Here is a 25,060-nt window from a genome sequence, read left to right as displayed (position 1 = left end):
CGACAGACGTCCTTGACAGCCGCCGTCCGTGCGATGCGGCGCCTCGCCTGGCTGCTGATCCTGCCTCTCGCACTCGGGGGGCCCGCGTCGGCGCAAACGCCGCCCGGCGTTTACACCCCCGGCGATGCTGCAGTCACCGGATTCTCCGGGGCTATTCGCCCGTTCGAGATCGAGCCCGGTCAGGATCCCGACGTTCGGACCATCATCGATCCTGGAGGGCCGTCGCTGCGCATCGTCGATCTAAGACGCATGGGCGGTCCGCCCCAGGCGCAATTGGTCGGTGCGCCGAAGCCGTTCACTGTCAGCGCGAAGTCGATCGGGCAGGTGTTTGGCGTCGCTCTGGACGACAGTTCCCCCGCCAACATTTACGTCGCGGCGACATCCGCCTATGGTCTCTCGATCGTCGCGCCGGGACCTGAAGGTCGACCGCAACATGTCAGGCTCGGGACTAGCGGCGCGACCTTCATGCCGGCACAATGGGGGCCGGGCGGCGGTCCGGGATCGATCTGGAAGATCAATGGCGCCACCGGCGCGGTGACGCTGTTCGCGAATGTCACCACGGGCGACAAGGCCAATTCGGGCGCGGCACTCGGGGGATTGGCCTATGATCCGGCGACCAAGTCTCTGTTCGTCGCCGACCGTGAGACCGGGCTGATCCATCGCTTCGGCCCGAACGGCGTCGACCTCGGTGTCTATGATCACGGCGTCGCCGGCAACGCAGCCGCGGAACTTCCAACGGCGCCGGCGCCAGCCGGGCCAGGCGTCGATATTACGAGTCCTCAATTCGACAGCGCGCAGCCCGAGACCTGGGGCTACGCGGCACCGGTTCGGCGAGTGTTCGGCCTCGCCATTCGCGACGGCCGGCTCTACTACGCGGTCGCCGAGGGCTTGCGGGTGTGGTCGGTCGGGCTCAACGCGAACGGCTCGTTCGGTGCGGACGCCAGAATCGAAGTCGTCGCACCGCCCGCCGCCGGTCCCACCGAGATCTCCAGGATTACTTTCGACGATGAGGGACGGATGTTTTTGGCCGAGCGGCCGGCTCCGACCGGGGCGCAGGATTTCGAGGCATTGTCCGCGCCGTCGATCGGCCGCGTGCTGCGCTATACGCTGATCGGTGTCACTGAGATCAGGCAGCCGATCTGGCAGCCCTTGCCGGACGAATATGCGGTGGGATTCCCCGAACGTTTCCGCAATGGCAATGGCGGCGTCGCGATCGGCTACAGCTACGACATGGGCGGGACCATGAATCCGGCCTCCTGCGGCGGCTTCGTCTGGACCACCGGCGAACAATTGCGCAACGCCACCGATCCCAAGCTCGTGGCTCAACTCGGCCAGAACGACGCGCTTGCGATCGACGGACTGCAGGGGAATCCGATCTGGCGCATCCGCCGCGGCGATGAGCCACCGCTGCTCAGCTACTTCATCGACTATGCCGACGCGCCGCCCGATCTATCAGCTCGCGGGCACATGGGAGATATCGCCATCTTGCGCGCGTGTACAAGGGAAGCCGCACGGATACGGCTGGCGCCGCGTCCAGCCGGCGCGCCGCCTCCCGCCGGCATGCCGAAGCCGCCGGGTCTGCAGACCTGCAAGACCCATGTCTGCGGTTCGGACGGATCGGTTTGTCCGCCCAATCAGATCTGGATCATCAAGACCAAGAGCTGCGCGTCGAGCTGCGCCCCGCCCAATGTTCTGGTCAATGGCCAATGCTGCTCGCCCAAAGACCTGCAGCCGGGGGGCATCTGTTCGAACAACAATCCGTCGACTGATATCGGCAAGCCGATGTGCGGCGTCAACCAGACGGCGATCGGCCCGAACAATGAATGCTGCGAGAACAGCCAGATCTATTCCGGCCCGATTGGCCAACAACTTTGCTGCGGGACGACCGTGGTGAACGGCGTGTGCGATCCGTTGAAGCCGAAAATCCCGGACTGGAAATGCCCCAGCTGCTGTGCAACCGGCTATGTGAAGATCGCCGGCAAGTGCTGTCTCAAGAGCCAGGCGACGTCGAAGGGACAGTGCTGCCCGGCCGGCCAGATTGCGAGCCCCGACGGCACGCTATGCATACCGCTGCACTGGCTGCCGAGACTTTCACAGTGTTGCGCCTCGGGCTTCGTGCCGACTGCGAATAGCAAATGCTGCGCGTCCGCGAATCTGACGACGAGCGGCGAGTGCTGCGCGGCCCCGGTCGACCCAAAGGATCGAAGCCAGTGCTCCAAGACGATCGAGAAGAAGTCCACCACGGTCGTCCCCGTGATTCCGAAGCTGCCGACGACGTGCCAACCTGGTGAGCGGCGCAATGCCGACGGCGTGTGCGTGGCACGCAAGCCGGGGGTGACGCGGGACCGGCGGGCGCCGGATGTCGGTCGCCCGATCGTCTGCCCCCCCGGTTGGATTCCGGGGCCGCTTGGCGCGCGCTGCCGGCCGACCGGCCGATTTGCGCCGCGCATGCCGGGGGTCAGACCGGCCCCCCCGCCCGGCATGATGATGCCGCGACGATGAAGGAAGCAGCGATGCACGAGGACACGAATTCGCAAATCATTACTGCACGCCAACTGCGGAAGTCGGCAGCCATATGGAGGATGACCGATGACCAATTTGATCCGTAGCGTTGCCACGGCGGCTGCCGTCTTCACGCTGTCTTTGCTTTGCGTGCAGCCCGGCCGAGCGGAGAGTTCGCGCAGCGACATCGAGGCGATCGTCAAGGACTACATAGCGACCCATCCCGAAGAAATCGAGCAGGTCGTGAAGGACTACCTCGCCAAGCACCCCGAAGCCGTGCAACAGGCCATCTCCGACCTGATCAAGAAGCGGCAAGCCGCGATGCCGGCGGCAGCGCCCGGCTCCGACAAGACCGCACTGGTCAAGCAAAATGCGCCGGCCTTGTTCGCGTCCGCGCACCAGGTCACGCTCGGCAACCCGCTGGGTGATGTCACCCTGGTCGAGTTCTTCGATTACAGCTGCGGCTACTGCAAGCGCGCGCTCGGCGAGATACTCGAATTGTTGAAGAGCGACCCCAAGCTCAAGATCGTGCTCAAGGAATTTCCGATCCTCGGCCCCGGCTCGCTGGAGGCGGCGCGCGTCGCGGTAGCGGTACGCATGCAAGACCCGACGGGCGCGAAATACCTCGACTTTCATCAGCGGCTGCTCCAAAGCAGCGGACCCGCCGACAAGGCGCGCGCGTTGGCCATCGCGCAGACGATCGGTCTCGACGTTGCTCAGCTTGAAAAGGACATGGACAGCCTGGAGGTGCGCCAAAGCCTCGATGAGAGCGGCAATCTTGCGCAGAAATTGGGATTGAACGGGACGCCGAGCTATGTCATCGGCGGCAATGTCATCGTCGGCGCGGTCGGACTTGCCACGCTGAAGGCCAGAATTCAGCAGGCTCGCCAGTAGTACGCTCCGATCGCGAAGACATGCATCGACGCCCGAGGTCTCGATTTGTGCAGCGCGCGAGTCCGCTGCTGTGAAGGGTTTCGGATGCCGGCAGCACGATTGACGGCGCGGCATATTCGGGCGGCCGGCGTCCGAAAGCCTCCAAGGGAGGACACCGTGCATGGTGGGCAGGACTGGCGCGGCAGGCTCTATGGGGATTTGAGCGCTGCAGGCGAGCTCGCTGATCGAGCTCGAAATGGTGCAGCGAGCTTCGCGACGATGGCGCGGCGTTGCGCCTCGCGTGAAGTCGGTCTGCCTCGCGCTCCAGCAACCGGAGCGCTACGGCACCCCGCTCGGGCAATCGCTGACGACGCGTACGTCCCTCTCGTGGGCAGGACGGGGCGGAGCACGCACGACTTCCGAAAATAAGAAACAGAAATATTTTTTCAGGAGGGGCTGGACGGGCTTTCGCAGACACGACCCGTCGGGCAAATCATCACACCTATCCGCCGTCGTCGCCGGCGGCTTGGCTTTGATGGATCATGACTGCCCTGGCCGCGATCAGGCGATCCGCTTCAGGACGACCCGGAAGTGACATTCTGTCGGTGACGACTTCGGTGAGATAGTTCGCGATCGACTCGGCATCGGCACCATCGTCAAGCATGCTGAAGACCTGCAGAGCGTAGCGGTCATATTCGTCTTCGGCGCCCTCGCAGCCCGAAACACCGATCGGGTCCCACTCGGACAGCAGAAGAGCTCTGATGAGATCCAGCTTGGATGGCATTGTCTCGCGATTGCTCGGCTGCGGAGGTCCGCTGATCCTCTACGAAGCCGCCGCGCCGTTCCCCGCCGTCTCGTTCCGGAACGCCGCCGCAAACAGCGCGCGAGTGTAGTCGGTCTTCGGCGCCTTGAACAGCTCCACCGCCGGCCCCTCCTCCACCACCTTGCCGTGGCGCATCACGATCAGGTGGCTGGCGAGTGAGGCGACCACGCGCAGATCATGCGAGATGAACATGTAGGTGAGATCGAGCTTGCGCTGCAGGTCGCGCAGCAGTGCGACCATTTGCGCCTGAAACAGCATGTCGAGCGCCGAGGTCGGCTCGTCCAGCACGACGAAGCTCGGCTCGAGCACGACGGCGCGCGCGACCGAGATGCGCTGGCGCTGGCCGCCGGAGAATTCGTGCGGATAGCGGAAGCGCGTCGTCGGATCGAGCCCGACCTCGTTCAGCGCCTTGATGACCTTGGCCTCCCGCTCCTCTTCGCTGAGCCTGGGCTGATGCACGCTGATGCCCTCGGCGATGATGTCGCCGACCGACATGCGCGGGCTGAGCGAGCCGAACGGATCCTGAAACACGATCTGCATGTCGCGGCGGAACGGCCGGACATCCTTGAAGGACAGGCCCTGGATCTCCTTGCCCAGGAACACGATCGGGCCGTCGGAGGAGATCAGCCGCAGCAGCGCCAGGCCCAACGTGGTCTTGCCGGAGCCGGACTCGCCGACGACACCAAGCGTCTCGCCCTTGCGTACGGCGATGCTGACGCCGTCCACGGCCTTGATGTGGCCGACCGTGGAGCGGAACAGGCCGCGCTTGATCGGAAACCAGACCTTGAGGTCCCTGGCCTGCATCACGACCGGCTGATCGGGCCGCGGCGGCGCCGGGTCCGGCTTCGGCTCGGCCGCGAGCAGCGCCTTGGTGTAGGGATGGGAGGGCGCGGTGAACACCTGCTCCACCGGCCCCTGCTCGACGATCTTGCCACCGTTCATGACGCAGACGCGATCGGCGATGCGCCGGACGATGCCGAGATCGTGGGTGATGAAGAGCAGGCTCATGCCGAGCCGCGCGCGGATGTCGGCGAGCAGCGCCAGGATCTGCGCCTGCACGGTGACGTCGAGCGCGGTGGTCGGCTCGTCGGCGATCAGCAGATCCGGCTCGTTGGCGAGCGCCATCGCGATCATCACGCGTTGGCGCTGGCCGCCGGAGAGCTGATGCGGATAGCTGCCGAGCCGCGTTTCCGGCTCGGGGATGCCGACCTGCGTGAGCAGCTCGAGCACGCGCGCCCGCGCCGCGCCGTTCGAGATCGGTCGATGCAGATGCAGGATCTCGCCGATCTGCCGCTCGATCGTGTGCAGCGGATTGAGCGAGGTCATCGGCTCCTGGAAGATGATGGAGATGTCGCTGCCGCGGATGCCGCGCATCTCGCCCTCCGACAGCGGCAGCAGATCGCGGCCGTTGAAGCGGATGCTACCCGACGGGTGCGAGGCGACCGGATAGGGCAGCAGCTTCAGCACCGACAGCGCGCTGACCGATTTGCCCGAGCCGGACTCGCCGACGAGGGCAACGCACTCGCCGCGCCTGATGTCGAACGAGACGTGGTCGACGGCGGTCGACACGCGGCCCTGCTGGTGGAAGGCCACCGAGAGATCGCTGACCGAGAGCAGCGGCTGGCTGATCGCATCCATGTCGGTCACCTGAACGTCTTGCGCGGATCGAACGCGTCGCGCACGGCCTCGCCGATGAAGATGAGCAGCGACAGCATGATCGCGACCGAGAAGAAGCCGGTCAGGCCGAGCCACGGCGCCTGCACATTCGCTTTGGCCTGCGACAGCATCTCGCCCAGCGACGGCGAGCCGGGCGGCAGGCCGAAGCCGAGGAAGTCGAGCGCGGTCAAGGTCATCACCGAGCTCGACACGATGAAGGGCAGGAAGGTCATGGTCGCGACCATCGCGTTCGGCAGGAGATGCCGCCACATGATGACGGCATTGGAGACGCCGAGCGCGCGCGCGGCCTGGATGTATTCGAAATTGCGGCCGCGCAGGAATTCGGCGCGGACCAGGCCGACCAGCGACACCCAGGAGAACAGCAGCATGATCCCGAGCAGCGTGAAGAAGCCGGGCACCAGCACCGCCGACAGGATCAGCAGCAGATAGAGATAGGGAATCGCGTTCCAGATCTCGATGAAGCGCTGGAACAGGAGATCGACCCAGCCGCCGAAATAGCCCTGCACGCCGCCGGCGGCGATGCCGATGATCGAGGAGAAGAACGTCAGGGACAGGCCGAACAGGACGGAGATGCGGAAACCGTAGATCAGCCGCGCGACGACGTCGCGACCCTGATCATCGGTGCCGAGCCAGTTGTATTCGAGATCCCGGCAGCTCTTCAGCCCCTTTCTCTCGACCACCGCCTTGCACTGCGATTCCTTCAGCATCCAGGTCGGCGGCGACGGCGCGGGCGTCGGCAGGTCGAGATTATGCGTGGCGTAGGAATAGCGGATCAAAGGCCAGATCACCGTACCGCCCTTGTCGGCGATCAGCTTCTGCAAATAGGGATCGCGGTAGTCGGCCGCGGTCTCGAAGTCGCCGCCGAATGCCGTTTCCGGATAGGAGACGAACGCAGGGAAGTAAAGGTGGCCGTCGAACTTGATCAGGAACGGCCGGTCGTTGGCGATCAGCTCGGCGAACAGCGACACGACGAACAGGAACAGGAACAGCCACAGCGACCAGTAGCCGCGGCGGTTGGCCTTGAAGTTCTGCCAGCGGCGCTGATTGAGCGGCGACGGCCGGAAACGATGCCGCGTCGGCGGCACGGCCTCGCCGAGCGGGGCCTGCGTCGTGGTCTCGACCGGAGGGGGGGCTGTGATCGTCATCAGACCTCCCGCGCCTCGAAGTCGATCCGCGGATCGATCCACATGTAGGTCAGATCCGAGACCAGGTTGATGGCGAGGCCGAGCAGCGAAAAGATGAAGAGATTGCCGAACACAACGGGATAATCACGATTCAGAATGCTCTCGAACGAGAGCAGGCCGAGCCCATCCAGCGAGAAGATGGTCTCGATCAGCAGCGAGCCGGAAAAGAACGCGTGGATGAAGGTGCCCGGAAAGCCGGCGATCACGATCAGCATGGCGTTACGGAAGACGTGGCCGTACAGCACCTGGTTCTCGCTGCAGCCCTTGGCGCGCGCAGTCATGACATATTGCTTGCGGATCTCGTCGAGAAACGAGTTCTTGGTCAGCAAGGTCATGGTCGCGAAGGCGCCGAGCGCCATCGACACCAGCGGCAAAGTGAGATGCCAGAAATAGTCGATGATCTTCCAGTACCACGGGAAGTCCGACCAGCCATCCGAGGTCAGCCCGCGCAGCGGGAAGATGTTGAGGAACGAGCCGCCAGCGAGCAGGATGATCAGCAGGATCGCGAACAGGAAGCCCGGAATGGCGTAGCCGACGATGATCACGGCCGAGGTCCAGACGTCGAAGCGCGAGCCATCCTGCACCGCCTTGCGGATCCCCAGCGGAATCGAGATCAAATAGGTCAGCAAGGTCATCCAGATGCCGAGCGACATTGACACCGGCAGCTTCTCCTTGATGAGCTGCAGCACTGACGTGTCGCGGAAATAGCTCTTGCCGAAATCGAAGCGCGCGAAGTTCCAGACCATCAGCGCGAACCGCTCCGGCGCCGGCTTGTCGAAGCCGAACTGCTTTTCGAGCTGCTTGATGAAGGCGGGATCGAGCCCCTGCGCGCCGCGGTATTTCGAGTTCAGCTCGCTGCCGGATCCCACCTGTCCCGGCGGCCGCGCGCCGAAATCCGAACCGCTGCCGCCTGAAATCCGCGAGGTCCCGCCGGTGTCGGCGCCGGTCAATTGCGCGATGACGCGCTCCACCGGACCGCCCGGCGCGAACTGCACCACGACGAAGGAGATGAAGAGGATCCCGAGCAGGGTCGGGAGCATCAGCAAGATGCGACGGGCAATATAGGCAGCCATGAACTACTTCGCCTGCTCCAACTTTGCGGCCTTGGCGGCATCGTACCACCAGATGTCGGGAGCGCCGACGCCCGAGGCGTATTTCGGCGGCTTCGGCGGATGGTCGAACTGATCCCAATAGGCAATCGGGTGGGTCTGGCGATACCATTGCGGTATCCAGTAGTGGCCGGCGCGGAACACGCGGTCGAGCGCCCGGCAGGCCAAGGTCAGCTCGCTGCGCGTCTCCGCGGCGATCGCGTTGGCGACCAGCGCGTCGATCGCGGGATTGCTGATCCCTGCGAGATTGTAGGAGCCCTTGGTTTTGGCCGTGTCCGAGGTGAAGTAAGCCCGGAGGCCGTCGCCGGGGGTCGGCGACATCGACATCCGCTGAATGGCGATGTCGAAGTCGAAGTCCTCGACCCGCGCGCGATATTGCACGGCGTCGACGATCCGCAGATCGGCGTCGATGCCGAGCGTCTGCAGGTTCTTGATCAGCGTGCCGTGGTGCGGCTTGAACGAGACCTCGTCGATCAGGAACTCGATCGCGAACACCTCGCCGGACGGCAGCAGCCGCTTGCCGTCCTTGACCGGCAGGCCGGCCTGCTGCAGCAGTTGCGTCGCCTTGCGCAGCAGCGCGCGATCCTGGCCGGAGCCGTCCGAGACCGGCGGCACGAACGGCTCGCCGAACACATCGTCGGGCACCTGGCCGCGGAACGGCTCGAGCAGCTTCAGCTCCTCGGGCGAGGGCGGCCCGACCGCGACCATGTCCGAGTTCTGGAACGGCGACACCGTGCGCGCATAGGCGCCGTACATGATGGTCTTGTTGGTCCACTCGAAGTCGAACGCGTAGGTCAACGCCTGGCGGACGCGGGGATCCTTGAACTTGTCGCGGCGGGTGTTGATGAACCAGCCCTGCCCGCCGGACGGCGTCTCGTCCGGCAAGAGCTCGCGCTTGACGCGGCCGTCCTTGATCGCCGGGAAGTCGTAGCGCGTGGCCCAGATGCGCGCGGTGAACTCCTCGCGGAACAGATAGCTCTTGGCCGTGAAGCCCTCGAAGGCGACGTCGCGGTCACGATAGAACTCGTAGCGCACGATGTCGAAATTATACATGCCGCGGCTGACCGGCAGATCGGCCGCCCACCAGTCCTTGACACGCTCGAACTCGACGTAGCGGTTGATCTCGTATTTGCCGACCTTGTACGGCCCCGAGCCGAGCGGCACGTCGAGCGGACCCTCGTCGAACGCGCGGTTGGCGTACCAGGCCTTGGAGAAGATCGGCAGGGTCACGACATAGAGCGGCACGTCGCGCGCGCGCTTCTCGACGAAGCTCACCACGACGGTCGCATCGTCGATCGCCTCGGCCTTCACGAAGTCGCGCAGCTGAACAACGATCAGTGGATGGCCCTTCTCCTTCAGCGTGTTCAGCGAGAAGGCGACGTCTTGCGCGGTGATCCTGCTGCCGTCATGGAAGCGCGCCTCGGGCCGCAAGGTGAAGCGGTAGGCCAGCTTGTCCGCGGAGACCGCCACGGATTTCGCGACGAGCCCGTACACCGCGTCCGGCTCGTCGCTCGCGCGCACCATCAGGGTCGCGAACGTCATGTCCATGCCCTGCGCGCCCTCACCTTTCAGGACGTAGGCATTGAACGAGTTGAAGGTCTGATAGGACTGGTTATAGGCGCGCACCGAGGGGATCAGCGAGAACATCCCGCCCTTCGGAGCGTCGATATTGACGTAATCGAAATGATGGAAGTCGGCTGGATATTTCAGGTCGCCGAAGGCCGACGTGCCGTGCGACTCGGGGCCGAACTCCGCGGCCACGGCCGGCGTCAGCAGCGGATAGCTGAGCGCGCCGAACCCAAGCCCGAGCACGCCGCGGCGCGACAGATGCGGGAGCCGGCTCAAGAGCGCTTCACCTTGGCGGCCTTGTCGGCATCGTACCACCACAGATTCGGCCAGCCGGACCGCGCATATTTCGGGAACGGCGTGAAATGGCTGAAGCGGTCCCAGCGTGCGCTGCGCGCGAACGGGTAGGTGAACTGGGGGACGACGTAGAAATTCCACAGCAGCACCCGGTCGAGCGCATGCGTCGCCGCTTCGAGGGAGGCACGATCCTTGGCGTAGATGATCTTCTCGATCAGCGCGTCGACAGCGGGGTTCTTGATGCCGATCGTGTTCTTCGAGCCGGACTCGTCGGCGGCCTTGGAACCCCAGAAATCGCGCTGCTCGTTGCCGGGCGACAGCGACTGCCCCCAGACATCGATGATCATGTCGTAGTCGAAGGTGCGCACCCGGTTCTCATACTGGACGTTGTCGACCTGGCGTACCGTGACAGCAACGCCAAGGCGCTCCAGCGACGGCTTGTAGAACAGCACGATACGCTCGGAGGACGGGTCCTGGACCAAGAGTTCGACCGTGACCGGCTTGCCGGCGGGATCGACGAGCTTGCGGTCCTTGATCTCGAAGCCTACGTCCTTCAGCAGCCTGGTGGCCTCGCGCAGATTGGCGCGAACGTTCTCGGGATTGCCGCCCACCGGGGCCTGGTAGACCGTGGTGAACACGTCCGGCGGCACCTTGTCGCGCAGCTCCTCGAGGATCTGCAGCTCCTGGCCCTGCGGCAGCCCGGAACAGGCCAGATCCGTGCCTTCGAAATAGCTGTTGATCCGCTTGTACTGACCGTAGAACAGCTGCTTGTTCATCTCCTCGAAATCGAAGGCGTAGTTGAAGGCACGCCGCAGCCGCGCGTCCTGGAATTGCGGACGCCGCAGGTTGAAGGCGAAGCCCTGCATGCGGCCGGAATCGCTGATCGGGAATTCGTCCTTGACCACACGCTTGTCGTTGATGGCCGGGAAGTCGTAGGCCGTCGCCCATTGCTTGGCGGAATTCTCGTTGATCCAGTCGGCCTGATCGGCCTTGAACGCCTCGAGGGCGACGATGTTGTCGCGGAAATACTCGAACTGCAGCTCGTCGAAATTGTTCTGGCCGATCTGGACCGGCAGGCTGGCGCCCCAGTAGTCCTTGACGCGCTCCATCTTGATCGAGCGGCCGGGCACGAACTCCTTGATGCGATACGGGCTCGACCCGAGCGGCGGCTCCAAGGTCGTCGCGGTGACGTCGCGCTTGCGGCCCTGCGCGTCCGTGCCTTCCCACCAGTGCTTGGGCAGAACCAGCAGCTCACCGACGATGTGCGGCAGCTCGCGATTGCCCGGACCGTCGAAGGTGAACTTGACCTCGAGATCGCCGGTCTTCTCGGCCTTCACGACATGACGATAATAGGACGAGTAGTGCGGGCTGTTCTTCTTCAAGACGTCCAGCGAGAAGATGACGTCCTCGGGTGTCACCGGCTTGCCGTCGTTCCAGCGCGCTTCCTTGCGCAGCCGGTAGATGACCCAGGAGTAGTCGTCCGGATAGGCCGCCGATTCGGCGAGGAGGCCGTATTCGGTCGACACCTCGTCCTGCGAGCGCGTCATCAGGGTCTCGTAGACCAGCCCCGCCGCGGACGCGATGTTGCCCTTCACATACATCACGACGATGTTGAAATTGTCGAAGGTGCCGAGCGAGATCATCCGCGCTGTGCCGCCCTTGGGCGCGTCGGGATTGACGTAGTCGAAGCGCTTGAAGTCCGCCGGGTACTTGATCTCGCCGAACAGCGACAGGCCGTGGCGCCAGACCAGTTGCTCACCGGCCTGCGCCTGCGCGGCGTCGAGCGGGGCAAGGCTGGCGGCGGTGCCGAGCGCCGGGGTCATCGCAGCGAAGACGCTGCTCTGCAGGAGCTGTCGTCGGGTAATCGTCAAATGAGACTTCCTCTGAATAAGACCGCTTGAAGCAGGTGGTCGGCCGTGGCCGCTGCTGCTCCCAGATCCAACGTTCGATCGTAACCCAATTCGCAAGGGCAGGTTTCGCCGGCCTCAGCCAGGGTGCTCCGGCCCCGCGAACCCGTTCCATTCAGGGGACCAATATACGGCAAGGTTTCGACCAATAACCTTGCTTTTTCCTCATGATACCGGGTTGTGAACGAGGTGGATGCGACCAAAGGTCCCAAATGCGGCGAATTTCGTCCCGCAAAGCAAAACGGCCGGGCTTGAGGCCCGGCCGTCGGAAATTGGGGGGTTAGCAGCCGATCACTTGGCTGCGGTCGGCAGCGGCGCCGGATTGTCCGACAGCGAGTTCAGGTAGGCCAGCACGTCGGCGCGCTCCGAGTCCTTCTGGATGCCGGCAAAGCCCATCGCGGTGCCCGGGATGTAGCCCTTCGGATTGGCGATGAAGTGGTTGAGATCCTCGATCGTCCAGGTGCCGCCCTTGGCCTTCATCGCGGCCGAGAAGTTGAAGCCGCGGCCTTCGCCGATCTTGTCGCCGACGATGCCGTAGAGGTTGGGGCCGACGGCATTCTTGCCGCCCTTGTCGAAGGTGTGGCAGGCCGCGCATTTCTTGGCGGCGGCAGCGCCCTTCTCAACCGAGGCGGTCTGCAGCAGCTTCTCGATCGGCTCGGCCGCGGCCGGCGCAGCGGCTTCCTTGCCTGCGCCCTGGGCCTCCTTCACGGCGATCTCGAACCCCGGTTTCTCCGGCATTTTCGGCGCGAAGATCGCGCCAGCGGAGAAGCTCGTGACCAGCACGACCAGACAGGCGGCCAGAACGGCGCCGAGGATTTTGTTCAGTTCGAAGGAGTCCATTTTGGAATCAGGCTCCGAGGGCGGATTTCATTGCTTGGGAGGCCGCGGGGCCGCGACCGTGAATCGCCCCAGGATTCGTCAAGGCATCGAGCGGAATCGAGCCGTCGCGCCTCCCCCTGCGGCAGAAGTGAGATATCGGTTTGCCCGTGCTCTGGCAACCCGTATAAGCGGGCCGCCCCTGCTGTCCCCATCCAGTCCGGCCCGCGCTGTTGCGACCGGCTCCGACCTGCCGTTTCCCGGATGACCAAGTCCAAAATCCTCGTGCTGATCCCTGCCCGCATGGCCTCGACCCGCCTGCCCGGCAAGCCGCTGCTCGACATCGCCGGCCAGCCGATGATCGTGCAGGTGCTCCGGCGCGCGCAGGAGGCCGCGATCGGCCGCGTGGCCGTGGCAACCGACACGCTGGAGATCGCGGACGCCGTGACGGCGGCGGGTGGCGAGGTGGTGATGACCAAGCCCAATCATCCCTCCGGGTCGGACCGCATCTACGAGGCCATGTGCAAGCTCGACCCTGCGCGCGAGGCCGAGATCGTGGTCAATCTGCAGGGCGATTTCCCGACCATCGACCCGCAGAACATCAGCGACGTGCTGCCGCCGCTGGACGATCCCGCCGTCGACATCGCGACCCTTGCCGCGCAGATCCATACCGAGGAGGAGAGCCTCAATCCGAACGTCGTCAAGGCGGTCGGCTCGCCTCTCGGCGGCCGGCGCCTGCGCGCGTTGTATTTCACCCGGGCCACGGCGCCGTATGGCGACGGACCGAGGTACCATCACATCGGGCTTTACGCCTACCGCCGGGCGGCGCTGGAGCGCTTCGTCAGCCTGCCGCCGTCGCCGCTGGAGCAACAGGAAAAGCTGGAACAGCTGCGGGCGCTGGAAGCCGGCATGCGCATCGACGTGATGGTCGTCGACGCCGTGCCCCGCGGCGTCGACACCCCCGCCGACCTCGAAACCGCACGCCGGCTGCTGTCCAAGTCTTAAGCTGCTGCTACAAGGCCCCTCATGAGCAAGATCTTGAAAATCGCATTCCAGGGCGAGCCGGGAGCCAATTCCCACATCGCCATTTCCGAGGCCTATCCGACCGCCGAGGCCATGCCGTGCGCGACCTTCGAGGACGCGCTGAGCGCGATCTCCTCCGGCGAGGCTGACCTGGGCATGATCCCGATCGAGAATTCGGTCGCCGGCCGCGTCGCCGACATCCATCACCTGCTGCCGGCCTCCGGCCTCTACATCATTGGCGAGTGGTTCCTGCCGGTCCGCCACCAGCTGATGGCGCTGAAGGGCACCAGGCTCGCCGACATCAAGACCGTCGAGAGCCACGTCCACGCGCTCGGCCAGTGCCGCCGCATCATCCGCCAGCTCGGCGTCCGGCCGATCGTCGCCGGTGACACCGCGGGCAGCGCCCGGGACGTGGCGCAGCGCGGCGACAGGAGCGTGGCGGCCATCGCCTCGCGCCTCGCCGCCGAGATCTACGGCCTCGACATCCTCGCCGAGGACATCGAGGACGAGGCCCACAACACCACCCGCTTCGTCGTGCTGGCGCGCCAGGAGCAATGGGCCGAGCAGAACTCCGGGCCGCTGGTCACGAGCTTCGTGTTCCGCGTCCGCAACCTGCCGGCTGCGCTCTACAAGGCGCTCGGCGGCTTTGCGACCAACGGCGTCAACATGACCAAGCTCGAGAGCTACATGGTCGACGGCAATTTCTTCGCGACGCAGTTCTACGCCGACGTCGACGGCCATCCCGACGACAAGGGGCTGGCCTTCGCCCTGGAGGAATTGAAGTTCTTCTCGCGCGAACTGCGCATCGTCGGCGTCTATCCGGCGCATCCGTTCCGCGCGACCTTCAGCGAGCGGATGGAATGATCGGACCGTCATCCCGCGGCTCCACATAGGCCGCCAGCTCGGCCGGCGTTCCCACCGGGAATGCCTGCTTCAGATGGTCGAGAAAGGCGGAGACGCGCGCGCTCAACAGCCGCCGCGACGGATACAGCGCCCACAGCGCAACCGCTGGCGCGTCCAAATCGCCCCAATGCGCCAGCCGGCCAGCCGCCAGATCGCGGCTGACGAGCGAGAGCGGCAGGCATGCGGCACCGACGCCGGCACGGACCGCATCGCGCACCATGATCAGCGATGACAACCGCAGGATCGGATCGATCGCGATGCGCGACGATCCCGTTGCAGCCATGACGTCCCACGCTGCGATCTGCTCGGTGCTACGAACAACCGCAGGAACGAGCGCGCCGTCCGCCGGCCGCGTCAGGCTTGGGCTGGCCACGACCACCAGCTGATCGCGCAGGAAGATGCGGCCGACGAGGCTCTCATCGGGATCGGGATTGACCCGGATCACCAGGTCATAGCCCTCCTCGACCATGTCGACGGCGCGGTCGTCGGTCGTCACCTCGAGCCGGACCTCCGGATATCTGAGCGCGAACGTAGCGGCGAGCTTACCCATCGCGGTCTGCGAGAACAGCAGCGGCGCGCTGATCCGCAACCGGCCGCGCGGCTGATCGCCGCCTGAGGCTATCGCACCGACGGTCTCGTCGAGCTCGGTCAGCAGCGCGCCCGTGCGCTCGAACAGCGCCCGCCCTTCCTCGGTCAGCTTCAGTGTGCGCCCGCCGCGCTCGATCAGCCTGATGTCCAGGCTCGCTTCGAGCTCCGCGACGCGGCGGGACAGCGTTGCCTTCGGACGACCGCTGGCGCGGGCGGCCCGGCCGAAGCCGCCGTGGCGGGCGACGAGCGTGAAATCGGCGAGCGCGAGCAGATCCATCTGTTCCACCAATGAGACGACATGTCCAAATATAGCGCCTATTGGCTCGCGTTTGGATCGATATCTTCCGGGTGTCTCAACACCAACCCCGGAGTGATCCCATGACCATCCTCGTGACCGGTGCCACTGGAACCGTCGGCCGTCGCGTCGTCGAACAACTCGTCAGGCGCGGGGCCGATGTCCGCGCCCTCGTCCGCGATCCTGGGAAGGCCAAGCTTCCGGCGGGCGTTCAGATCGCCCAAGGCGACCTGCTCGACGTCGATTCGCTGCGCGGCGCGTTCTCGGGCGTCTCGACCCTGTTCCTGCTCAACGCCGTCACGCCTGATGAATTCACTCAGGCGCTGATCGCGCTCAATCTGGTCCGCGAGGCCGGCATCGAGCGCATCGTCTATCTGTCGGTGATCCACGGCGACGTCTACGTCAACGTGCCGCACTTCGCCGGCAAGTTCGCCGTCGAGCGGATGATCGAGCAGATGGGCCTGAACGCCACCATCTTGCGCCCCGCCTACTTCATGAACAACGATCTCGCGATCAAGGACGTCGTGCTCGACTACGGCGTCTACCCGATGCCGATCGGAGCCAAGGGCCTCGCGATGATCGACGTCAGCGACATCGGCGAGATCGCAGCGATCGAGCTGATCCGCCGCGAGCAGTCAGCCGTGCCGCTGCCGCTCGATCGCATCAACCTGGTCGGTCCGGACACGCTGACCGACGCTGATGCCGCTGCGATCTGGTCTGACGTGCTGGGCCGCACGATCGCCTATGGCGGCGACAACACCGCGCAGTTCGAGACCAACCTCCGGCAGGTCATGCCGAGCTGGATGGCGTTCGACATGCGACTGATGGCCGAGCGCTTCCTGACCGACGGCATGGTGCCGGACGAGGGCGACGTCGCGCGCCTCACCACGCTGCTGGGCCGGCCGCTGCGCTCGTACCGCGACTTTGTCGCCGAGATCTCGGCCACGGCCTGAAGCCGAGCCGCTCATCATCCCCCGAAACCAAATTGCGCGGCGCGCTTCCGCGAATGCGCCCCCTCCATGGAGATCATCATGACTAGTCAAGATAGCAATGTCACCACACCCAAGTCTAACATCCTCGTGCTTGGCGCCACCGGCGGCACCGGACGGCTGATCGTGCGCGACGCGCTGGCGCGCGGCCATCACGTCACCGCGCTGGTGCGCTCGCCCGACAAGGCCGGGGACCTGCAAGGCGCGCAACTGATCGTCGGCGATGCGCGCGACGAAGCCACGCTTCGCAAGGCGCTCAAGGGACAGGATGTCGTCATCAGTTCCTTGGGCACCTCGCTCAGCCCGTTTCGCGAGGTCACCACGCTCTCGACATCGACGCGGGCGCTCGTCAAGGCGATGGAGGCCGAGAATGTTGCGCGCCTTGTCGCCATCACCGGGATCGGCGCAGGCGACAGCCGGGGACATGGCGGCTTCGTCTACGACCGGCTGATCCTGCCGCTGCTGCTGCGCAACGTCTATGCCGACAAGAACCGGCAGGAGGCGATCATCCGCGATAGCGGGCTCGACTGGGTCATCGTCCGTCCCGTGTTCAGCCCGGAGACATAGCTTACACCTGTTCGGGGACATAGTTGACAGTTTTGGGGTCGCGCAGATCAATCGCTGCGATCTGATGTGCGGCAAAGAAAATTCCGAACTTTCCGTCGGCACTGAGTGGCCGGATAGCCAGCCGCTCACCTCGGAAGGCTTGCGGGACTTTCCAGAGCCGCCCCTCGAAACTGACGTAGGCCTTCGTGCTCGACACGGAACGGATGCTCTCACCCTCGTCGTATTCGACGATCGGAAGCCGGTCGGGCATCGCACGTTGGCTCGGTTGATAGCGGCTTGCCGGCACGTCGAAGTTCAAGGCCTCGTGCGGCCGGTCGAGATTGTAGACAGAGCGCCATCCGTCGAGTGCCCGCTGGACATCGGGAAGATCACGGTAGCGCCTGAAGGCAAACACCTCGGCCTTCAGACTACGGTGGAAGCGTTCGTTCTTGCCGCGGCTCTGAGGATGGTAGGGCCGGCTGTGGATCGTTCGAACGCCGAGCTTCAGAAGCCAGACCGTCAACGCGGTCCAGGGGTCTTCGAGGGTAAATCCCCAGGGGCCACCATTGTCGACGAACATCGCATCCGGCAGTCCATAACGGCGGAACGTCGTCTCCAAATGTCCTTTGACCGTAGAGCCGCGCTCGTTGTCACAAGCCGCCAGGCACAACGAGAAGCGGGAGTGATCGTCCAACGCTGTCAGCGGATGACAGGACACACCGTTCTCCAGCGCACTGTGCCCCTTGAAGTCCATCTGCCACAGCTGATTGGGCGCATCCTTCTCGAACCGCGTGTAGGGCTGTCCGGGCGTGCCTGCAGGCTCGACCACTCGATCGTAGCGGCGCAGGATGGTGTGCACGGTGGATATCGCCGGGACAGCTTGACCATCACGCTCAAGACACCGTGCGAGCTTGCGCGCGCCCCAGGCCGGGTGAGCATCGCGCAATGCGACGATCTGCTGCTCGGTCGCAGCCGCGGTGCGCTCCGGACTTCGATGAGGCCGCCGCGACCGATCCGCCAGCGCCGTGTCCCCAGCGTCATGCCGCTGGATCCATTTGTAGCCCGTCTGAGGGCTGATGCCGAACCGCCGACACAGCTCCCGCCGGTTCGCCCCTTCCTGCTTGGCAAGCATCACAAACTCTCGTCGCTGGTCCATGACAGACACCTCTCGCCACGGCATCGCTCGCCCCTCTGCTTGACGAATCGAGCCGATTTTGAAGTGTCAACCATCTCCCCGAACACCCGTCAGCTATGTCCCCGGGCTGAACACCCGCCATGCTCAACGACAAGCCGGGCGGCCAGACGGTCCGCGCGCTGACGGACCTCACAGGTTTTCACGGCGGCACGATCGCGCGGGCCGATGTCGCGCGCTTCGCGGTGGACCAGGTGAGCGACGACAGCTTCCTGCGTCGTTCGCCGCTAATCACGTGGTGAGCAGGGAAGATGCGGAGCTGTCCCGACGAATAAGCCTGCTTGTGAATTACTCAGTCATGCCCGGGCTTGTCCCGGGCATCCACGTCGTTCTCAACATGCCGATCGACGTGGATGGCCGGGACAAGCCCGGCCATGACGATGTGGAGAGCGAGGGGCGCAAAACTCAGATCCTCGATCGAGATGGCGGGGAGATGATCCTGCTCTGCCGCTCCCCCCAAATCCGATCGAGGTCTGTTGACGACTCTCGTTACGCCGCCGCCTTCCGCTCGAGGCCGAAGGCGTCGGCAAGCAGGCTGTAGGAGCGCTTGCGGGCGTCGTGGTCGAAGGTCGCCGTGATCACCATCAGCTCGTCGGCCTGGCTTGCCGCGATCATCGGATCGAGCTTGGCTCGCACCGTCGCCGGGCTGCCCACGAACAGCCGCGACCGGTTGCGTGCGATCGAGGCGCGGTCGGCGTCTGTATACATGTACGCCGCGGCCTCCTCGGGGCTCGGCAGCGGCAGGAACTGGCCGCGGTCGCGCCTGAGGCGGTTGAGGTCCATCGACGACGCCAGCCGCTCCGCCTCGGCGTCGGTCTCGGCCGTCACCACCGCGACCGCCAGGATCGCATGCGGCTGTGTCCGCCAGCGCGACGGCGTGAAATGGGCGCGGTAGGTTCGCATCGCGTCGACAGCGTCGTGGCTGGCGAAATGATGTGCGAAGCCGAACCCCATGCCGAGCTGCGCCGACAGCTCGCTGGAATAGTCGCTGGAGCCGAGCAGCCAGATCGGCGGCAATGGCGCGTCGTCGGGCATGGCGATGACGTTGTTGTAAGGATGACCGGCAGGGAACTCGCGGGTCTCCCACAGCATCAGCTCATGCAGCCGCTCCAGGAAGTCGTCGCCCTCGCGGCGGTCGAGCCGGCTGCGCAGCGCATAGGCCGTGGTGCCGTCGGTGCCCGGCGCGCGGCCCAGGCCGAGATCGATCCGGCCGGGAAACAGTGCCTCCAGCATCTTGAAGCGCTCCGCGACCACCAGCGGCGCATGGTTGGGCAGCATGACGCCGCCGGAGCCGACGCGGATGTGCTGCGTCGCTGCCGCGATCTGCCCAATCATGATGTCGGGCGACGGGCTCGCCACCGACGGCAGGCTGTGGTGCTCAGCCAGCCAATAGCGGACGTAGCCGAGCTGATCGACATGGCGGGCCAGATCGATGCTGTTGCGCAGTGCCGCCGAGGCAGGCGTGGCGGTGGTCGTGACGGAGAGGTCGAGCACTGAAAGCGGGATCATGGCTTCAACCTAATGACTGCGCGGCGTGCCACAATGGGCCAACCGCGGCGGAGCCCTGCTGGAAATGCAGGGATCGACATCATCCCGAGTTGGGACACGGACATTGTATACAACATCGCCATCGAGACGTCCCACACTCGATCTCGATCAAATCCGTTCACCCACAGCCAGCACACATTGAAACATCAACATTTTATCTGCCCATCACACAATCGATGACAGCGGACAAAAGTCATCAAAATACATACAAGTGGGCGAAATCCCATTTGGGGTGGGCTGTCTATTGCGACGCACTTCCCTTATCTTCCCACATCCAAAGAGCGATCCCCTCTTGAGTTGAAATTTACGCGCCACCGGGAACCTGCGCTGCCATGACCGACCTCGCCATCGCCGACGGCCACGCCGCAATCATCCGGCCGAAGATCTCGTTCGAGTTCTTCCCGCCGAAGACCGAGGAGATGGACCGGACGCTGTGGGCCTCGATCGAGCGCCTCGCCCCTCTGGAGCCTAGCTTCGTCTCGGTGACCTACGGCGCGGGCGGCTCGACGCGCGAGCGCACCCACGCCACGATCGCGCGCATCCTGAAGGAGACCGCGCTGCTGCCGGCGGCGCATCTCACCTGCGTCGGCGCTTCGCGCCACGAGATCGACGAGGTCGTCGACCGCTATCACGAGGTCGGCGTCCGCCACATCGTGGCGCTTCGCGGCGATCCGCCCGGCGGCATCGGCACGCCCTACTACACCCATGCCGAAGGCTATCAGAGCTCGCCCGAGCTGATCGCCGGCATCAAGAAGCGCCATCCCGATATCGAGGTCTCGGTCTCCGCCTATCCGGAGAAGCACCCCGAGAGCCGCGACTTCGACGCCGACATCGACATGCTCGAGGCCAAGGTCGACGCCGGCGCCACCCGCGCCATCACCCAGGTGTTCTTCGACAACGATCTCTACTTCCGCTACCTCGACCGCGTCCGCGCCCGCGGCATCACGATCCCGATCGTGCCCGGCATCATGCCGATGCACAATTTCAAGCAGGCGCGTGGCTTCGTGACCCGCGCCGGCACGACGGTGCCGGACTGGCTGGCCGAAAAATTCGACGGTCTCGACGACGATCCCGAGACCCGCAAGCTGGTCGCGGCGACCGTCGCCGCAGGCCAGGTGCAAAAGCTCGCCAAGCATGGCGTCGACACCTTCCATTTCTACACCATGAACCGCGCCGACCTCGTGTTCGCGATCAGCCATCTGCTCGGCATCCGTCCGAAGTCCGCCAACAAGGCTGCCGCCTGATGTCCACCCCTGTATCTCCAGCGCGTACCGCCTTCCTTGCCGCTGCAGCCAAGCGAATCCTGATCCTCGACGGCGCCATGGGCACGATGATCCAGGCGCTGCAGCTCGACGAGGCCGCCTTCCGCAGCGAGCGGTTCAAGGACTTCCATCGCGACCTCCGCGGCAACAACGACCTGCTGATCCTGACGCAGCCCGACGCCATCGAGGACATCCACGCGCAATATCTGCGCGCCGGGGCCGACATCGTCGCCACCAACACCTTCTCGGCAACCTCGATCGCGCAGGCCGATTACGACCTCTCCGACATCATCTACGAACTGAACCGCGAGGGCGCCCGGCTCGCCCGCAATGCCGCGACCCGCGTTGCGGCCGAGGACGGCAAACAGCGCTTCGTCGCCGGCGCAATGGGCCCGACCAACCGCACCGCCTCGATCTCGCCCGACGTCTCCAACCCCGGCTACCGCGCCGTGACCTTCGACGACCTCCGGCTCGCCTATGGCGAGCAGGCGCGCGGGCTCCTGGACGGCGGCGCCGACATCCTGCTGCTCGAGACCATCTTCGACACGCTCAATGCCAAGGCGGCGCTGTACGCCATCGCCGAGCTCTGCGAGGAGCGCGGCATCGACGTGCCCGTGATGATCTCGGGCACCATCACCGACAAGTCCGGCCGCCTGCTCTCGGGCCAGATGCCGGAGGCGTTCTGGAATTCGGTCCGCCACGCGAAACCGCTGACCATCGGCTTCAACTGTGCGCTCGGCGCCGAGGATCTGCGCGCCCATGTCGCCGACATCGGCCGCGTCGCCGACGCGCTGGTGTGCGCCTATCCCAATGCCGGCCTGCCCAACGAGTTCGGCCAGTATGACGAGACGCCGGCCTACATGGCGCGACTGATCGGCGAATTTGCGCGGGACGGCCTCGTCAACATCGTCGGCGGCTGCTGCGGCACCACGCCCGAACATATCGCGGCGATCGCCGCCGCCGTCGCCCCGCACAAGCCTCGCGCCGTGCCGGAGATCGCGCCGCGGCTGCGGCTGTCGGGCCTCGAGCCGTTCGAACTCACGCCCGCGATTCCGTTCGTCAATGTCGGCGAGCGCACCAACGTCACGGGCTCGGCCAAATTCCGCAAGCTGATCACCGCCGGCGATTACACCGCGGCGCTGCAGGTCGCGCGCGACCAGGTCGAGAACGGCGCCCAGGTCATCGACGTCAACATGGACGAGGGCCTGCTGGATTCGGAAGCCGCGATGCGGACCTTCCTCAACCTCGTCGCTGCCGAGCCGGACATCGCCCGCGTTCCCGTGATGGTCGATTCCTCGAAATTCCACGTCATCGAGGCCGGCCTGAAATGCGTGCAGGGCAAGCCGGTGGTGAACTCGATCTCGCTCAAGGAAGGCGAGGAGAAGTTCATTCACGAAGCGAAGATCGCGCGTCGCCACGGCGCCGCCGTGGTCGTGATGGCGTTCGACGAGACCGGCCAGGCCGACACCTACAAGCGCAAGACCGAGATCTGCGCCCGCGCCTACAAGATCCTGGTCGAGAAGATCGGCTTTCCGCCTGAGGACATCATCTTCGATCCCAACATCTTCGCCATCGCGACCGGACTTGAGGAACACAACAATTACGGCGTCGACTTCATCGAAGCGACACGCTGGATCCGGCAGAACCTGCCGCATGCGCATGTCTCGGGCGGCGTCTCCAATCTCTCCTTCTCGTTCCGCGGCAACGAGCCGGTGCGCGAAGCCATGCATTCGGTGTTCCTGTATCACGCCATCAAGGCGGGCATGGACATGGGCATCGTCAATGCCGGCCAGATGATCGTCTATGACGACATCGATCCGGAGCTGCGCCAGGTGTGCGAAGACGTCGTGCTCAACCGCGACCCCGGCGCCTCAGAGCGGCTGCTGGCGCTGGCCGAGAAATTCCGCGGCCAGGGCAAGCAGACCAAGGAGGCCGATCTCGCCTGGCGCGAATGGCCGGTCGACAAGCGGTTGAGCCACGCGCTGGTGCATGGGATCACGGAGTTCATCGAGCAGGACACGGAAGAGGCGCGCGCCGCTTCGACGCGGCCGCTCGACGTCATCGAAGGCCCGCTGATGGCCGGCATGAACGTGGTCGGCGACCTCTTCGGCGACGGCAAGATGTTCCTGCCGCAGGTCGTGAAGTCCGCGCGCGTGATGAAGCAGGCGGTGGCCTATCTGATGCCGTTCATGGAGGCGGAGAAGGCTGCCAACAAGGGCCGGGCCAACGAGCGCTCCAACGCCGGCAAGATCGTGCTCGCCACCGTCAAGGGCGACGTCCACGACATCGGCAAGAACATCGTCGGCATCGTGCTCCAGTGCAACAATTTCGAGGTCATCGACCTCGGTGTCATGGTGCCCGCGGCCAGGATCATCGAGACGGCCAAGGCCGAGAACGCCGACATCATCGGTCTCTCCGGCCTGATCACGCCCTCGCTCGACGAGATGGCGTATCTCGCCTCGGAGATGGAGCGCCAGGGCCTGAACGTGCCGCTCCTGATCGGCGGCGCCACGACGAGCCGTGTCCATACTGCGGTCAAGATCGATCCGAACTACCAGAATGGCCCGGTCGTTCACGTCAACGACGCCAGCCGCGCCGTCGGCGTCGCCTCCTCATTGCTGTCGCCGGAGCGCAAGGATTCCTACGCCACGGAGGTTCGCAGCGAGTATCAGAAGATCGCCGCCGCGCATCTGCGCGGCCAGGCCGACAAGAAGCGGCTGAAGCTCGCGGACGCCCGCGCCAACGCGCCGAAGATCGATTTCGCCAAGGCGAAGCCGGTCAAGCCGACCTTCCTCGGCACCAAGACGTTCGTCGACTACGACCTCGCCGAGCTGGTGCCCTATATCGACTGGACGCCGTTCTTCCAGACCTGGGAGCTCGCCGGTCGTTTTCCTGGCATCCTCGACGACGCCAAGGTCGGCGAGGCCGCGCGCGCGCTGTATGACGACGCGCTGAAGATGCTCAAGCGCATCGTCGACGAGAAGTGGTTCACGGCCCGCGCCGCGATCGGCTTCTGGCCGGCAAATGCGGCCGGCGACGACATCGTGCTCTATGCCGACGAGGGCCGCACCAAGCAGATCGCGACGCTGCACACGCTGCGCCAGCAGCTCGAGAAGCGCGAGGGTCGCTTCAACACCGCGCTCAGCGACTTCATCGCGCCTGTGGGTTCCGGCGTGCCGGACTATGTCGGCGGCTTCGTCGTCACGACAGGCCTCGGCGAGGATGCCGTCGCCGACCGCTTCAAGAACGCCAATGACGACTACTCCTCGATCCTGGTGAAGGCGCTGGCCGACCGCCTCGCCGAGGCGTTCGCCGAGCGCCTGCATGCCCGCGTCCGCCGCGAGTTCTGGGCCTACGCCCCGGACGAGGCGCTCTCGCCGGACGATCTGATCCTGGAGAAGTATCACGGCATCCGTCCCGCGCCCGGCTACCCGGCGCAACCCGACCACACCGAGAAGGCGACCTTGTTCGAGCTGCTCGACGCCGAGAAGAATGCCGGCGTGCGGCTGACCGAGAGCTTTGCGATGTGGCCGGGCTCGTCGGTGTCGGGCCTCTATTTTGCTTCGCCGGAGAGCTTCTATTTCGGCGTCGGCAAGATCGAGCGCGACCAGGTCGAGGACTACGCCGCGCGCAAGGGCATGACTGTCGCCGAAGTCGAGCGCTGGCTGGCGCCGATCCTGAACTACATTCCGGCAAGGGGCGGCCAGCAGGCGGACGCGGCAGCGCGCGCCGTCGCTTCGCCCGCTCCGGCCAACGACGCCGCCCCCGCCGAGCTCGCGAGCCATCCGGTGGGCTGCACCTGTGCCGTTCATCTCGCCTGGCGCAAGAAGGCGGTCGGCGCGAAGTAGCCGGCGCGGTCGCCCCATCCACAGCTGTCGTCCCCGCGAACGCGGGGACCCATACCGCGTGATCTACCCGTCGTCCGCGGTGGCTGATATCGCGCAAGACGACATCTCCCTG

General features: G+C 65.2%; 17 protein-coding genes and 2 pseudogenes. 9 read left to right on the top strand and 10 right to left on the bottom strand.

The window, feature by feature from the left end:
* Positions 1 to 12: 12 nt before the first annotated feature.
* Both QX094_RS16260 and QX094_RS16255 read left to right on the top strand, forming a co-directional pair.
* The gene (locus QX094_RS16260; protein ID WP_316188022.1) at positions 13 to 2,502 is read left to right on the top strand and encodes a hypothetical protein; all 2,490 of its coding nucleotides are present in this window, start codon (positions 13 to 15) and stop codon (positions 2,500 to 2,502) included.
* 87 nt (positions 2,503 to 2,589) lie between these two features.
* Positions 2,590 to 3,396: a DsbA family protein gene (locus QX094_RS16255; protein WP_316172668.1), complete on the top strand. Its 807-nt coding sequence runs from the start codon at positions 2,590 to 2,592 to the stop codon at positions 3,394 to 3,396.
* A gap of 481 nt (positions 3,397 to 3,877) precedes the next feature.
* Here QX094_RS16255 and QX094_RS16250 read toward each other — a convergent pair whose 3' ends face one another.
* From QX094_RS16250 to QX094_RS16220, 7 genes are all read right to left on the bottom strand, one after another.
* Positions 3,878 to 4,159 (bottom strand): hypothetical protein, encoded by a 282-nt coding sequence (locus tag QX094_RS16250; protein WP_315714400.1) that lies wholly within the window; start codon positions 4,157 to 4,159, stop codon positions 3,878 to 3,880.
* Between the two features lie 39 nt (positions 4,160 to 4,198).
* Positions 4,199 to 5,836: an ABC transporter ATP-binding protein gene (locus QX094_RS16245; RefSeq protein WP_315826193.1), complete on the bottom strand. Its 1,638-nt coding sequence runs from the start codon at positions 5,834 to 5,836 to the stop codon at positions 4,199 to 4,201.
* A 5-nt stretch (positions 5,837 to 5,841) separates the two neighbouring features.
* Positions 5,842 to 7,020, bottom strand: a complete 1,179-nt coding sequence (locus QX094_RS16240; RefSeq protein ID WP_316172669.1) for an ABC transporter permease — start codon at positions 7,018 to 7,020, stop codon at positions 5,842 to 5,844.
* The gene (locus QX094_RS16235; protein ID WP_315713801.1) at positions 7,020 to 8,132 is read right to left on the bottom strand and encodes a microcin C ABC transporter permease YejB; all 1,113 of its coding nucleotides are present in this window, start codon (positions 8,130 to 8,132) and stop codon (positions 7,020 to 7,022) included. Before QX094_RS16235 ends, QX094_RS16240 begins: the two co-directional genes overlap by 1 nt.
* Before the next feature lie 3 nt (positions 8,133 to 8,135).
* Positions 8,136 to 10,013 (bottom strand): extracellular solute-binding protein, encoded by a 1,878-nt coding sequence (locus QX094_RS16230; protein ID WP_316188021.1) that lies wholly within the window; start codon positions 10,011 to 10,013, stop codon positions 8,136 to 8,138.
* Entirely contained in the window at positions 10,010 to 11,854 is a 1,845-nt protein-coding gene (locus QX094_RS16225) for an extracellular solute-binding protein (RefSeq protein WP_316188213.1), read from the bottom strand. The genes QX094_RS16230 and QX094_RS16225 overlap by 4 nt, the downstream gene beginning before the upstream one ends.
* 375 nt (positions 11,855 to 12,229) lie before the next feature.
* Positions 12,230 to 12,778: a c-type cytochrome gene (locus tag QX094_RS16220; RefSeq protein ID WP_315825971.1), complete on the bottom strand. Its 549-nt coding sequence runs from the start codon at positions 12,776 to 12,778 to the stop codon at positions 12,230 to 12,232.
* A gap of 240 nt (positions 12,779 to 13,018) precedes the next feature.
* Here QX094_RS16220 and QX094_RS16215 point away from each other — a divergent pair, with 240 nt between their 5' ends.
* Positions 13,019 to 13,759, top strand: coding sequence for a 3-deoxy-manno-octulosonate cytidylyltransferase (locus QX094_RS16215; RefSeq protein ID WP_316188020.1), 741 nt, complete (start codon positions 13,019 to 13,021; stop codon positions 13,757 to 13,759).
* 21 nt (positions 13,760 to 13,780) lie between these two features.
* Positions 13,781 to 14,641, top strand: a complete 861-nt coding sequence (locus tag QX094_RS16210) for a prephenate dehydratase (protein WP_315713797.1) — start codon at positions 13,781 to 13,783, stop codon at positions 14,639 to 14,641.
* Here QX094_RS16210 and QX094_RS16205 read toward each other — a convergent pair.
* Complete coding sequence (locus tag QX094_RS16205) at positions 14,622 to 15,545, bottom strand: LysR family transcriptional regulator (protein WP_315713796.1); 924 nt, start codon at positions 15,543 to 15,545, stop codon at positions 14,622 to 14,624. The two genes, QX094_RS16210 and QX094_RS16205, sit on opposite strands and share 20 nt — an antisense overlap.
* 101 nt (positions 15,546 to 15,646) lie before the next feature.
* On the opposite strand from QX094_RS16205, the gene QX094_RS16200 reads away from it, so the two are divergent.
* Entirely contained in the window at positions 15,647 to 16,516 is an 870-nt protein-coding gene (locus QX094_RS16200) for an NmrA/HSCARG family protein (protein WP_316188019.1), read from the top strand.
* Positions 16,517 to 16,594: 78 nt separating this feature from the next.
* Positions 16,595 to 17,098 (top strand): annotated as a pseudogene (locus tag QX094_RS16195) (NAD(P)-dependent oxidoreductase); the annotation flags it as partial.
* A 22-nt stretch (positions 17,099 to 17,120) separates the two neighbouring features.
* On the opposite strand, the gene QX094_RS16190 reads toward QX094_RS16195, so the two are convergent.
* Positions 17,121 to 18,278 (bottom strand): IS481 family transposase, encoded by a 1,158-nt coding sequence (locus QX094_RS16190; RefSeq protein WP_315759740.1) that lies wholly within the window; start codon positions 18,276 to 18,278, stop codon positions 17,121 to 17,123.
* 89 nt (positions 18,279 to 18,367) lie between these two features.
* Between QX094_RS16190 and QX094_RS16185 the strand changes: the two are divergent.
* Positions 18,368 to 18,532, top strand: a pseudogene (locus tag QX094_RS16185) (NAD(P)H-binding protein); the annotation flags it as partial.
* A 247-nt stretch (positions 18,533 to 18,779) separates the two neighbouring features.
* On the opposite strand, the gene QX094_RS16180 reads toward QX094_RS16185, so the two are convergent.
* The gene (locus QX094_RS16180) at positions 18,780 to 19,799 is read right to left on the bottom strand and encodes an LLM class flavin-dependent oxidoreductase (RefSeq protein WP_315713793.1); all 1,020 of its coding nucleotides are present in this window, start codon (positions 19,797 to 19,799) and stop codon (positions 18,780 to 18,782) included.
* 371 nt (positions 19,800 to 20,170) lie between these two features.
* On the opposite strand from QX094_RS16180, the gene metF reads away from it, so the two are divergent.
* A complete protein-coding gene (gene metF, locus QX094_RS16175) occupies positions 20,171 to 21,082 on the top strand; it encodes a methylenetetrahydrofolate reductase [NAD(P)H] (RefSeq protein ID WP_316188018.1) in 912 nt (303 codons plus the stop codon).
* Complete coding sequence (gene metH, locus QX094_RS16170; protein ID WP_316188017.1) at positions 21,082 to 24,948, top strand: methionine synthase; 3,867 nt, start codon at positions 21,082 to 21,084, stop codon at positions 24,946 to 24,948. The genes metF and metH overlap by 1 nt, the downstream gene beginning before the upstream one ends.
* Positions 24,949 to 25,060 lie beyond the last annotated feature (112 nt).

The sequence above is a fragment of the Bradyrhizobium sp. SZCCHNS1050 genome (assembly GCF_032484785.1).
Lineage (GTDB): Bacteria > Pseudomonadota > Alphaproteobacteria > Rhizobiales > Xanthobacteraceae > Bradyrhizobium.
The sequence above is the reverse complement of the archived record's forward strand: the minus strand, read 5'-3'. Positions and strand labels throughout refer to the sequence as shown.